Below are 12,797 nucleotides of genomic sequence, written 5' to 3' on the forward strand. Positions count from 1 at the left end.
CATTTTGGCTTTTTTTGAGTAGGGGGTTTATATGTTTTACAGTATCCTATTTACTACACAGGAACAACACAGGGCGCCGCGACAAACAGAAACGCCGGCTTGCTTCAAGGACTTGAACCTTGACCAAATATTTACACCAATCTTGGAATCAAAAAAGAAATTTGAGCTAGAGAGTTTCTTTTACACCGCGTTACATGACCCAGAAATCATTATCTACCGGCAGAATGTAATGCGGGAGCTAGAAGATGACAAACTCTGTGCCCTGTTCACAGAATTTTCTAAAACAGTCTATGACCTAGGCCAATACATGAATAAGATCCGTTCTTCACTGAACTCCAAAGACATTTGGCATAACAATTATCTTACACGAGGACAAATGTTGGACTGCGCAGACAGGTATTGCCGCGCGATTTCCGCGCTTTCGGACGGGCTTTCCAAACTGACGCTTTATTCAGCAGGACTTCGCAATTTTGCGGAATATCTCTCCGCATACTGCGCGTCGGAAGGCTACACGGAGCTTCACTCTCATGTAAAGCGACTTCGTGACAAACTTTCCACGGTGGAATACTGCATGCTTATAAAAAACGGAACCATTCGTGTACGTAAATATGAGAGACAAGCCGACCACTCCAAACAGATACTCGCAATCTTTGATAAATTCAGACAAGGTAATGTAAAGGACTACCGGCATGAGCTCCCGGAAGAACCCCATGCAACTCACGTGGAAGCCGCCGTGTTAGATATGGTCGCGGAACTCTACAAGGATATTTTTGCTGTCCTAAATGACTTTTGTTCCAAGTATTTTCATTTTGAGGACGAAACAATTTTACGTTTTTCCCGTGAGATACAGTTTTACCTTTCTTGGCTCGATTATATCCGTCCTCTCAGAGGAGCGGGACTGCCGTTTAACTATCCAAAGCTTTGTAATACAGCAGAGCACCTTTATAATTTGGATATGTACGATCTCGCACTTGCCGCTACAGCACAAGAAAAGATCGTAACCAATAACTTCGAGCTGAACGCACCGGAGCATATCATTGTTGTAACAGGCCCCAATCAAGGCGGCAAGACCACCTTTGCTCGTGCCTTCGGTCAGGTACATTTTCTTGCCTCGCTTGGCCTGTGCGTACCAGGCCGCGAGGCGGCGCTGTACATGTTCGACGATATTTTTACCCATTTTGGACGGGAAGAAGATTTGTCTACACTGAATGGAAAATTAGCAGACGATCTTGTGCGGCTCCATGAGTTGCTTTCTAAATCTACAAGCCGGAGCGTTATAATCATCAACGAGATTTTCGCTTCCACAACACTTTCCGACGCGCTTTCCCTCGGCGGGCATATGATGGATGCTATCTCAACGCTGGAAGTTCCCGCTTTAGTAGTAACTTTTCTCGATGAACTTGCTTCCTATGGCTCAAATACGGTTAGCATGATGAGTACGGTTAAAGAAGAAAATCCGTCTCAGCGAACTTATAAAATAATCAGGAAGCCACCTGATGGTCTTGCCTATGCCATGTATATTGCCGGGGAACACGGTCTGACCTACGAAAAACTTAGCAGGAGGCTTGGAAGATGAAAGCATATTTAATGTTTTGCGACAGGGACTTTGATATAAAGACCGAGTTATGCTTCGGGAAGGAGACACTAACTGCCGATCTTGAGCTAAAACACATACTTGCAAACATGGCACAGGACGATAAGGCAATCCATGATGCCTGCGAAGCCGCGTTATTTCGTCCGCTACAATCTACGGAAGAAATTGAATACCGTCAAAAAAACCTGTATGATGCACTCCAAAACCCTGATACCGTACGGCAGCTCTATGAAATAACCGTTAAAACTGAAAATAAAAGAAGAAGCTCACTGTATTGGCTATCTTCCGCAAATTTGTCTAGCACCTTTTCAAGTGCTATCGAGCTTTTGAAGATATATACCGAAATGCTTATGGAGTTGCGTTTAGTTGCGGACAGCAAACTGTCTAGCTTTCAATCATATGGTTTTCGGAATCTACTTACTATGCTTCAGCGAGAACTAGATGACGATTATTTCGCCGAGGTGCGTGCTCATTTGAATAACCTGAAGGACGATAAAGGTACGCTAATCAGCGCCACGCTCGGAAACTATTTGCAAGGTGTTGGCTATGTGCTTCGCCAAAATAACCGCAAGGGCTTCTGGCGGCGCTGGTTTTTTGCACCGTCATTTACTATTGCAGAGCGCGACCATGCCGGAGTAACAGACCTTGGCAAGCGCCGTGACCGCGCCATTAATGAGGTGACGAACGCGTTGGCGCAGGCCGCCGAGCATCTGGAGAGCTTCTTTGCTATGTTGCGAAGTGAATTAGCGTTCTATGTCGGGTGTCTCAATCTAGCTGATAGCCTGCAAACACTTGGTATGCCAATCTGCATCCCAAGCCTGCTTCCCTCGGACAGCAAAGACCGTTATTGTCGAAGACTTTACGATGTGAGCCTCGCGCTCACAAAAAATACCGTCGTTGTAGGTAATGAGCTGGACACCACTGCTAAGCAGCTGTACCTTATCACCGGTGCAAATCAGGGCGGCAAAACTACATTTCTGCGAAGTTTAGGACAGGCACAGCTCATGGCGCAAAGTGGGATGTTTGTAGGAGCAGATGATTTTTTTGCGCCCATCCGTCGCGGTGTATTCTCCCACTTTAAGAAGGAGGAAGATAATGCCATGAAAAGCGGCAAACTGGATGAGGAACTTGCTCGCATGAGCGAGATAGCCGACCATCTAGAAGAAGGCGCACTGATGCTGTTCAATGAATCCTTTGCCTCCTCTAATGAGCGTGAAGGCTCGGAGATTTGCCGTCAAATCACGCAAGCGCTCGTCGAAAACGGTGTGGAGGTGTTTTCGGTGACGCATCTGTATACCTACGCCACTGCATTCCTTGGTGACAAGAATACGCAGTATTTACGAGCACAGCGGTTGGAGAACGGTGAGCGCAACTTTAAGCTCGTGCCAGGCGAACCTTTGCAGACAGCCTTCGGAGAAGACTTGTACCAAAAATTTTTTGGCCAAAGCGAAGTATCTGAGAGGGATCGGTAGAGCTAGAAAGACAACAAAAAATGATGAGCTTGTTAGCTATAACAGCAATCTGAAATACTACCTTTAGAGCAGAATCGAGGATATCATGAATCAGCCTTATACGCTATATGATTGTCATCAGGGGACTAGGCAACGGATTTAACTTCTTCCGAAACTACATATAAAAACCCCCCCGTATTTAGGCTGTGCACCCACTAAATAGATTTGACTTGTTTTTTATTATTTTTCTCTAAAGAATTATATAATTTGTATGGTTAATTAATAATATATTAATACTAAAGAAGATTAATAACATAATAAGGAGCTGTTTTCTATGACAGTTGTATATGATTTAAAAAAGCTCAAAGAAGTTTTAGATGATACACAGACAATTGCAATTGTAGGATTGTCTAAAGACGAATATAAACCTAGTTATAGAGTGGCAAAATATTTGAAAGAGAAAGGATATAAAATTGTACCAGTAAACCCCAATATTGAAGAAGTACTAGGTGAAAAATCATATCCTAATATCGCTTCTATTCCTTTTGACATTGATTTAGTAAATATTTTTAGACGTATGGATAAAGTATATCCATTTATTGAACAAGCGGTTGAAAAAAAGGTCAAATATATTTGGTTACCCTTTGCCGTTTTTAGTAACGCGGGTTTAAATTTAGCAAAAGAAAATAATATTTTTATGATTCAAAACCGCTGTGTTATGGAAGAGCATCGTAATTTGTTTAAGTAATAAATTTTCTCAGAGTTAGAAAAAATTTAACCAATATTTTCTAAAAATAATCGAAATACATTAGCTCCACCTATCATTGTTCCTAAGGTACTACCTAAGTTTGTCAAGACAACTATGAGCAAAATTCTAGTTAAGTTATTTCTCCAAAAACCTTTTACGGTCAATACGTCCTCTGCGAGCTTTTCAAAATCTTCTACCCTTGGGCGGCGGATAATTGCTTGAACAATTCCAGCAAACCAACCTGCTGCCATTAAAGGATTTAAGGAGCTTAGTGGAGCTACTATAAATGCTGTGAATATGGTGATTGGATGTCCAAGTGCTAATGCAGCACCTGTAGCTGATAATAGTCCATTCCATAATATCCAAGTTATTGTCTGATCTACTCCAGCAGACGGATTAGTATAAAATGTATATCCAATAATAGAAATAATTAATAGTGGTATTGCCCAAGCAATTATTTTAGGAGTTTTGGATTTGGGAGGAAGTTGGTCTAATGCTTTTAAATCCTGTTCTTTTTTAATTTCCTTTTTTATACCCGGGACATGAGCTGCCCCTACGACAGCAACAACCTTATTACCAGAAGCTTTTTTAATCTTCTGAGCTAAGTACTGATCCCGTTCATCGACCAAAGGAATCTTTAACTGGGGAAAGACTTGAGTAAATTCCTCTAGCATAGCATTAAGCATATCTTGAGATTTCATTTTTTCCAGTTCTTCTTCAGTAATTTTTTCATCACTAAAAATACTTAAAAAGATCACAAAAAGTAGTTTTAATTTCCCTAAAAATCCAATATTGTGCCAAACTCTAGAAAAAGTTGTCTGGATACTTCTATCAGCTAATACTAGATTTGCACCTATTTCTTTGCTTGATTCAATACCTTGAATCATTTCTTGGCCTGCTTGAATACCTAATTGTTTTGCTAATCGCTTTTGCGTAGAAGATATAAAAAGATTTATTAATAGAAATGTGGATCTTTTTTCTTTAATAACCTTAAAAATATCCATCTGTTTCCAATGGTTAGGATTGATAATAGATTTATATCTTTGCTCATCTAATTCTACACAAACGGAATCAGGTTTTTCTGTTTCAATTACTTCTTTTACTTCTTCTGCACTTTGTTTAGATACATGGGCAGTTCCAATTAGGATAATCTCCTTGTTATCCTCTAAATATAGTCTAGATATATTTTGAGACATTAGTTACCTTCCTTTACAGTTGTTAGTGGTTTGATTTTAGCAATTATATTTTACCAAAGTAGAAAAGGGTTTGTTGTTTTTTTCAACCTATTACTACAGTTTTTCACTCAGTCACTATTCTATCAATAAGTTCATTAATACCATATCCTTTAAGTGCAGATATATAAATTGTGTTTTGATTATCTTGGTTTTCCCCATTAATCAAATCAGCTTTATTAAATACTGTAATAACATTTTCCATATTAGCACCTAGCTCAACAAGAACTTCTTTCACTACTTCAATTTTATCTAAATAACTTTCATCGGTAATATCTACAACGTGAAGTAATATATCAGCTTCTACAGCTTCCTCTAGTGTAGATTTGAAAGCTGCGACTAAGTGATGAGGTAAATTTTGTATAAAGCCTACTGTATCAGTTATTAACAATTCCTGTCCTGCTAATGATATTTTTCTAGTAGTTGTATCTAAAGTCTTAAAAAGCTTATCATCAGCTTCTACCTGGTTTTTTCCGCTAGGATGAGATTTAACACATAAAGTATTAAAAAGTGTTGATTTACCAGCATTAGTATAACCTACTAAAGAAACAACTTTTATTCTTGAACGTTTTCTTTGTTTTCTCTGTTGCTCCCTACTCTTTTCAACTTTTTTAAGATTATTTTTTAAATCTTGAATTCTCTTTCTTAAATATCTCTTATCTAATTCTAGTTTTTGTTCACCAGCACCCCTTGTACCTATGCCACCCGCAAGCCTACTTAGCTTTGTACCTTTACCAGTTAGACGAGGTAATTGATATTCTAAACTTGCTAATTCCACTTGAAGCTTACCCTCTCTAGATCTTGCTCTTTGACTAAAAATATCGAGTATCAACATAGTTCTATCAACTATATTCCTCTCGAGTAGTGTTTCAAGATTCCTTATTTGTATAGGACTAAGCTCATTATTAAAAATAACCGTATCGACTTCTTTTTCCTCACAATAATGAATAAGTTCCTCGATTTTACCTCTACCTATATAAGTAGAACGCTCTGGCTTAGTGCGGACTTGAGTTATAGTTCCAAGCACCTCGGCTCCCGCAGTATGACACAATTCCTGAAGCTCTAATAAAGAACTTTCAAAACTAATGGTATCATTTTGGGGAAGTTTTAATGCTACTAAAACAGCTTTTTCTTTACTTGATTTCTTCATTATTAATCTCCCTATTAATTTCCTTTATTTATAGCTCCTCATTTAGCTCATCTATTTGTAATGAAAGTTCTTCCCACTCATCATATTTTACATTATATTGCTCTTCAATTTCATGATAGTAGAATGTATAGGATTTAGCTTTTTCTTCATTGTTATAAGTATCTGGATCAGATAATACTTCTTCAATTTTTGTTTTTTCTTCTTCTATTTGAATAATTTCTTCCTCTATAAGATTTAGCTTTTCATTTAGCTTGCTAACTAATTTTTCTTTTTCCTTTTTTTCATTTCGTGGCTTTGCTACTTTTTTTTCTGCTTTTTCTTGTTTTTTTAATAGGGCTTCTTCGTTTCTAATGCGATTTATCTTTTCCTGATAATATGAATAATTACCTGGAAAGTACTCGATATTTCCATTTTCCATACTTAAAATTCCGTCAGCTATTTGATCTATAAAGCTACGGTCATGAGATACAAAAAGAATTGTACCTGGAAATTCTGTTAATAATTCTTCAACTAATTGACAGCTTTCTATATCTAAATGGTTGGTAGGCTCATCAAGAACTAAGAAATTAGCCCCTGATATAATTATTTTTAGTATAGCAATACGTGCCTTTTCACCACCACTTAGTTGATCAATAGTTTTAAATACATCATCACCACTAAATAACATTTTACCTAAGTAGCTTCGAGATTCTTGAATAGTTATATCAAAACTAGTTAAAAGCTCATCTAATAAAGTATTATATGGATTTATTGTTTCATACTCCTGTGCAAAATAAGCTAATTTAACTCTATTGCCTATCTTAATTACTCCATTTTCAGGATAAATTTCTTTAATTATAGTCTTTAAAAGTGTAGTTTTACCACAGCCATTCGGCCCTATCAAAGCAACTTTCTGACCTTTGGTAAGTTTAAAATTTATATCCTTAAAAATAATATTATCTTCAAAAGTTTTTTCTAACTCTATAACTTGTAAAACCTCATGAGCACTATTATTTGTGATATTTATTTGCCAATTACTCATTTGTTTTTTTCTATCAGCTTCTAATCTCTCCATACGTTGTAGCTGAAGCTCACGTCCCCTAGCCTGTTTTGATTTTATTCCCGCTCTGTATTTTCTTATAAATTCTTCAGTACGCTTTATTTTTTCCTGTTGTTTTTTATATGCTCTTGCAAATGTCAAATCTTCTTCTGCTTTGAGCTTTAAGTATTTGGTATAATTTCCAAAATAAGAATTTACTTTATTGGTATTAAGTTCTAATATTCTAGTACAAATATTATCTAAAAAGGTTCGATCATGTGAAACTATCAATAAAGTGCCTGAATAGTTATTTAAAAAATCTTCTAACCACATTATAGAGTTTATGTCTAAATGATTAGTTGGCTCGTCTAATAATAATAAATCTGGATTTAATGCAAGTAATCTTGCCAAGTTGATTCTAGTTTTTTGACCACCACTAAAATCTTTATAGGGTTTATTAAAATCTTCTTTGTTAAACCCTAATCCTATTAGTATTTTTCGTGCTGTAGATTCACAGGAGTATCCATCTGCACGTTCATACATTTCTGTAACTTTAGAATATTTATTTAGTAGTTTTTCTAGTTGATTTTCTTCGGCACAAGCAATTTGTTTCTCTAATTCGTGCATTGTTTGTCTATATTCAATTAATTCAGAATAACTTTCCATTACTATATCCCATGTAGTTGTATTATTGTTTTTCTCGGGCAACTGCTCAAGATAGCCATATTTTATCCCATTTCCGATTATTACATCACCAGAATCTGGGGGCATTTCTCCAGACAAACACTGCATTAGTGTAGACTTACCCACACCATTAGGTCCTACTAATCCAACACGCTCGTTTTGGTTTATAGAAAAATTAATTTCATTCAATATTTTAATGTCATTATACGATTTAGTTATTTTATTAGCTTGTATAACTATCATTTTTTCACCTACGATTATTTAAATAAAAATTTATTATATACAGTGACTAATTTACCATGGTAATTCAAATAATAAAAGATAAATCTTATATAATTATAGAAAGGATGTTAATTTTGAAAGCATGGGATAATTTTAGGCCTGGATTATGGATGCACGAAATAAATGTACGTGATTTTATACAAAAAAATTATACTCCCTACGATGGTGATGAAAGTTTTTTAGAATCACCCACTGAAACTACCAAAAATTTATGGGACAAATGTACAGAACTCCTTAAGGAAGAACGCCAAAAAAATGGAGTTTATGAAGTTGATGCTGAAATCCCTATTAATATTACTAGCCATCCACCTGGATACATTGATAAGAATTTAGAAATAATATTTGGATTGCAAACTGATAAGCCTCTAAAAAGAGCTATAAATGTATATGGAGGACTTCAACATGCAGAAAAAGCTTGTCAAGCTTATGGTTATGAGATTAACAAAGATATTAAGGAATTTTTTCAAAAACATAGACGCACCCACAATGATGGAGTATTTACTGCCTATACAGAAGAAATGAAATTAGCTAGAAAAGTAGGTATTATTACTGGGTTACCTGATTCTTATGGTAGAGGAAGAATAATAGGTGATTATAGAAGAGTAAGTCTTTATGGTGTAGATTTTCTTATTGAGGCAAAAAAACTAGACCTGTCATTATTAAGCAAAGAAATGAACGATTACAATATTCAGTTGCGTGAAGAAATTTTTGATCAATTACAATCCTTAAATGAGCTTAAAGAAATGGCCTTAAGCTATGGTTTTGATATTTCAAAACCAGCAAATAATACTCATGAAGCAATTCAATGGTTGTATTTTGGATTTCTAGCTGCGATTAAAGAGCAAAACGGAGCTGCTATGAGTATAGGAAGAATTTCTACTTTTCTAGACATTTACATTGAAAGAGACTTAAAACAAGGTCTTTTAACCGAAAAACTAGCTCAGGAAATAATTGATCAGTTTGTAATTAAATTAAGATTGGTAAGGCACCTACGCACACCAGAATATAGTACTCTTTTTGCTGGAGATCCCAACTGGGTTACTGAAGCTATTGGCGGAGCTGGTGTTGATGGAAGACATTTAGTAACTAAGAGTAGTTATAGAATACTCCACACTTTAGAAAACTTAGGCCCTGCCCCAGAACCCAATATGACAGTACTATGGGCAAAAAATTTGCCTCGTAACTTCATGAAATATTGTAGTAAATTATCTATTAATACATGTGCTATTCAGTACGAAAATGATGAAGTAATGAGACCATATTACGGTGATGATTACGCTATTTCCTGCTGTGTATCAGCTATGCGTTTGGGCACTCAAACACAGTATTTTGGAGCACGCTGTAACCTAGCAAAGCTTCTACTATATGCTATAAATGGTGGAATAGATGAAATAACTAACCAACAAGTAGGAGTTGAAATGCCCGTTTATGATGGAGAATATCTTGAATTTGAGGAAATAATGAGACGGTTAGAGATTCAAATGGATTGGTTAGCTGGATTATATGTAAATGCTATGAACGTAATCCATTATATGCATGACAAATACGCCTATGAAAGAATTGAAATGGCATTGCATAACACCGATATAGACCGATTTATCGCCTTTGGCATGGCAGGTTTATCAGTAGTTGCAGATTCCTTAAGTGCAATAAAATACGGTAAAGTGAAAGCAATTAAAGATGAAAGAGGATTAATTACTGACTTTGAAGTAGAACAAGATTATCCTAAGTTTGGAAATGATGATGATAGGGTAGATATGATTGCAGTTGATTTAGTTAAAAATTTCTTGCGCAAAACACAAAAATACCCTACTTATAAAAACGGAATTCACACACTATCAATCTTAACAATAACTTCTAATGTAATGTATGGTAAGCATACTGGTACTACTCCTGATGGTCGCAAAAAAGGTGAACCTCTTGCTCCAGGAGTAAACCCACTTCATGGGCGGGAAGAACATGGAGCTATCGCAGCGTGTAATTCGGTAGCAAAAATACCATTTGGTTTTGCTCGCGATGGTGTTTCTTTTACATTTTCAACCGTTCCTTCATCACTAGGTAAAACTCTTGACGAGCAGACAGATAATCTAATCGGCCTTATGCATGGTTATTTTATACAAGACGCTCACCATATAAATGTTAATGTAATAAATATAGATACCTTAAAAAAAGCTATGGAGCAACCAGAACAATATCCCGACCTAACTATCCGAGTATCAGGATATGCAGTTCACTTTACTAAACTTAGTCGTGAACAACAGGAAGAAATAATACAACGCACTTTTTATAAGAGGATGTAGTTATGACTGGGAAAATCCATTCAATAGATTCTTTTAGCACCTTAGATGGTCCTGGTATTAGAACCGTAATATTTATGCAAGGATGTAACCTAAGATGCAAATACTGCCATAACCCTGATTCTTGGGACCCAAAAGCTTCTTCAGCTAAAGAATATACAGTAGAAAGTCTAATGGAAATAATTTTTAAATCTAAACCATTTTTTGAAGCGTCAGGTGGAGGTATAACCTTTTCAGGGGGAGAGCCTTTATTGCAAGACGATTTTATTAAAGAAGTTTTTGCAGAGTGTAATAATAATAATATTCACACTGCTTTTGATAGTTCACTATACGTATCTAATAAAGCTGTACTAAATGTACTGGATAATACCGATACAGTTTTAGCTGATATCAAACATATTGATACAGAAAAAAGCAAATATTTAACTGGGGCAAAAAACAATTTAAATATAGAAAACTTAGAAATAATAAATAAAAGAAGTATTCCTATTTGGATTCGATACGTTGTAATACCAGGTCATACTGATGATATAGATGATATAAAAGTAATGTCGGAATTTTTAGCTAATCTAAATAGTGTTGAACGTATCGATTTATTACCCTATCACACATTGGGTAAACACAAATGGGAAGTTTTAGGATTAAGGTACGAACTTGAGGAAGTTGATCCACCGTCAAATGAAAATTTAAAACAAATCCAAATAATAATTAAAGAAATAACCAAAAAAAATGTAATCACACAGGAATAAAGTCGATGCTAGCTTAATAAGCATCGACTTTATTCACATTATCTTTCTAGCTTAATTCTTCTTTTATTAATTTCTCTATCTCCGTTTTCTTCGGTGCCTTCCCGGATACCTTGACTTTATCATTTATAACTAACGCAGGAGTTAACATAACTTTATAATCCATTATTTTATTAATATCTTTAACTTTTTCTACATCTGCAGCTACATCCATTTCCGCTAAACAATTAATAACATCCCTTTCAAGTTGATCACACTTTGCACAACCTGTACCCAAAACTTTAATTTTCATTTTTTAATTCCTCCTTATGATTTATTTTCATTCGTACTAACCTCTCATGTTCGCAGAGATACAAAAACTTAAACAAAAAACGTTCCGTAAATCCATCCTGTTATACTTGCCGAAATAACAACACAAATAAAATATGCACCAGTTTTTCTAAGTCCTAATATTTGATTAACAACTAGTAAGTTAGGGATACTAACTGCAGGTCCTGCTAGTAAAAGAGCAAGAGCCGGTCCAGGATGCATCCCTAAATCCATTAAACCTCTTACAATAGGCACTTCCGTCAAGGTAGAAAAATAAAATAGTGCTCCCACCAATGAAGCAGCTATATTAGCTGTAACGCTATTATTTCCAACATAATTGGCAATCCATTCTGGTGGAAGAACTGCTGTTACCATACCAACTATAAAAATACCAATCAATAGCATTGGTACAACAAGTTTTGCTAAACTCCATGTTTCACTCATCCATGAGCGAAATTCACCCGGCTCAAAATATCTTTTTACCATATATGCTACAACAGTTATTAAAATTATATCTAATGCAGCCTTAATCCAAAAATCTATATTACTAGTACTGATTATAAGAATAGCTACTAATGTTCCAAAAAATACAGCTAAAAAAGAAATCGGTTTTTCGCTTTTTTCATCTGGTATTTCAAAATCTACTTGTTCTCTAAACTGCTCTTCCTTACTAAACACAATTGCCATTATTAGTCCAATAACTATAGCAAATGCTACAGCACCTATTGCACGTGCTGCCCCCATATGCCAACCTATCGCTACCCCTGTTAAGGAAATTGCTAATATGTTTATAGCTGGTCCAGAATACAAAAAGGTTATTGCTGGCCCTAACCCTGCCCCCATCCTATATATACCACCAAAAAGTGGCAGGACAGTACATGAACAAACCGCTAATAAAATTCCAGATACTGAAGCTACAGAATAGGATACAATTTTTTTCGCTTTATGCCCAAAATATTTAATTATTGCACCTTTTGTAAGAACAACCGCCATAGCTCCAGCTATAAAAAATGCAGGAACTAAACATGATAATACATGATAAGAGAGGTAGTCAAAAAGCTCGTTAAAACCACCTTGAATCAAAGTATATAATACTTCCATAGCTTTCCCTCCCTTCACTACTCAATATGAGTTAATTGTATAATTATATTATTATATATGCAATAAATTTTTTAAACACCTCATAATTTTTTTATTTGTAATTTTATCAAAAATAGTTAATTGAATTATGTTCCATGGTTTTTGTACACATAAAAAGACTGCAGTTTACTACCTGCAGTCTTAGG

General features: G+C 35.6%; 10 protein-coding genes. 5 read left to right on the forward strand and 5 right to left on the reverse strand.

Translation table 11 applies throughout. The features are described from left to right. The first annotated feature begins 31 nt into the window (after positions 1–31). From SYNTR_RS07610 to SYNTR_RS07620, 3 genes are all read left to right on the forward strand, one after another. Positions 32–1,576, forward strand: a complete 1,545-nt coding sequence (locus SYNTR_RS07610; protein ID WP_156203950.1) for a MutS-related protein — start codon at positions 32–34, stop codon at positions 1,574–1,576. After that, a complete protein-coding gene (locus SYNTR_RS07615) occupies positions 1,573–3,066 on the forward strand; it encodes a MutS-related protein (protein ID WP_156203951.1) in 1,494 nt (497 codons plus the stop codon). The genes SYNTR_RS07610 and SYNTR_RS07615 overlap by 4 nt, the downstream gene beginning before the upstream one ends. A 313-nt stretch (positions 3,067–3,379) precedes the next feature. After that, a complete protein-coding gene (locus tag SYNTR_RS07620; protein ID WP_156203952.1) occupies positions 3,380–3,793 on the forward strand; it encodes a CoA-binding protein in 414 nt (137 codons plus the stop codon). Between the two features lie 26 nt (positions 3,794–3,819). Here the strand turns inward: SYNTR_RS07620 and SYNTR_RS07625 are convergent, their stop codons facing one another. The 3 genes from SYNTR_RS07625 to SYNTR_RS07635 form a co-directional block, all read right to left on the reverse strand. Next, the gene (locus tag SYNTR_RS07625) at positions 3,820–4,989 is read right to left on the reverse strand and encodes a TraB/GumN family protein (RefSeq protein ID WP_156203953.1); all 1,170 of its coding nucleotides are present in this window, start codon (positions 4,987–4,989) and stop codon (positions 3,820–3,822) included. Between the two features lie 103 nt (positions 4,990–5,092). Then, positions 5,093–6,175 (reverse strand): GTPase HflX, encoded by a 1,083-nt coding sequence (gene hflX / locus SYNTR_RS07630; protein WP_156203954.1) that lies wholly within the window; start codon positions 6,173–6,175, stop codon positions 5,093–5,095. Between the two features lie 28 nt (positions 6,176–6,203). Beyond that, on the reverse strand, positions 6,204–8,120 hold the full coding sequence (locus tag SYNTR_RS07635; protein ID WP_156203955.1) for an ABC transporter ATP-binding protein: 1,917 nt from the start codon (positions 8,118–8,120) through the stop codon (positions 6,204–6,206). A 110-nt stretch (positions 8,121–8,230) separates the two neighbouring features. Between SYNTR_RS07635 and pflB the strand changes: the two genes are divergently transcribed. Together pflB and pflA are read left to right on the forward strand one after the other, a co-directional pair. Continuing rightward, positions 8,231–10,459 carry a formate C-acetyltransferase gene (pflB, locus tag SYNTR_RS07640; protein ID WP_478210247.1) on the forward strand — a complete coding sequence of 743 codons (2,229 nt, stop codon included), beginning with the start codon at positions 8,231–8,233 and terminating at the stop codon, positions 10,457–10,459. A gap of 2 nt (positions 10,460–10,461) precedes the next feature. After that, positions 10,462–11,205 carry a pyruvate formate-lyase-activating protein gene (gene pflA, locus SYNTR_RS07645; RefSeq protein WP_156203956.1) on the forward strand — a complete coding sequence of 248 codons (744 nt, stop codon included), beginning with the start codon at positions 10,462–10,464 and terminating at the stop codon, positions 11,203–11,205. Between the two features lie 46 nt (positions 11,206–11,251). Here pflA and SYNTR_RS07650 read toward each other — a convergent pair whose 3' ends face one another. Together SYNTR_RS07650 and SYNTR_RS07655 are read right to left on the reverse strand one after the other, a co-directional pair. Beyond that, positions 11,252–11,494: a thioredoxin family protein gene (locus SYNTR_RS07650; RefSeq protein WP_156203957.1), complete on the reverse strand. Its 243-nt coding sequence runs from the start codon at positions 11,492–11,494 to the stop codon at positions 11,252–11,254. A gap of 68 nt (positions 11,495–11,562) precedes the next feature. Continuing rightward, positions 11,563–12,612, reverse strand: coding sequence for a permease (locus SYNTR_RS07655; RefSeq protein ID WP_156203958.1), 1,050 nt, complete (start codon positions 12,610–12,612; stop codon positions 11,563–11,565). Between the last annotated feature and the right edge of the window lie 185 nt (positions 12,613–12,797).

The organism is Candidatus Syntrophocurvum alkaliphilum (assembly GCF_009734445.1).
In the GTDB taxonomy this organism is placed as follows: Bacteria; Bacillota; Syntrophomonadia; order Syntrophomonadales; family Syntrophomonadaceae; genus Syntrophocurvum; species Syntrophocurvum alkaliphilum.

Coding starts and splice junctions, on each gene's coding strand:
- SYNTR_RS07610 (WP_156203950.1), top strand. CDS start 32: ATGTTTTACAGTATCCTATTTACTACACAGGAACAACACAGGGCGCCG.
- SYNTR_RS07615 (WP_156203951.1), top strand. CDS start 1,573: ATGAAAGCATATTTAATGTTTTGCGACAGGGACTTTGATATAAAGACC.
- SYNTR_RS07620 (WP_156203952.1), top strand. CDS start 3,380: ATGACAGTTGTATATGATTTAAAAAAGCTCAAAGAAGTTTTAGATGAT.
- SYNTR_RS07625 (WP_156203953.1), bottom strand. CDS start 4,989: ATGTCTCAAAATATATCTAGACTATATTTAGAGGATAACAAGGAGATT.
- hflX (WP_156203954.1), bottom strand. CDS start 6,175: ATGAAGAAATCAAGTAAAGAAAAAGCTGTTTTAGTAGCATTAAAACTT.
- SYNTR_RS07635 (WP_156203955.1), bottom strand. CDS start 8,120: ATGATAGTTATACAAGCTAATAAAATAACTAAATCGTATAATGACATT.
- pflA (WP_156203956.1), top strand. CDS start 10,462: ATGACTGGGAAAATCCATTCAATAGATTCTTTTAGCACCTTAGATGGT.
- SYNTR_RS07650 (WP_156203957.1), bottom strand. CDS start 11,494: ATGAAAATTAAAGTTTTGGGTACAGGTTGTGCAAAGTGTGATCAACTT.
- SYNTR_RS07655 (WP_156203958.1), bottom strand. CDS start 12,612: ATGGAAGTATTATATACTTTGATTCAAGGTGGTTTTAACGAGCTTTTT.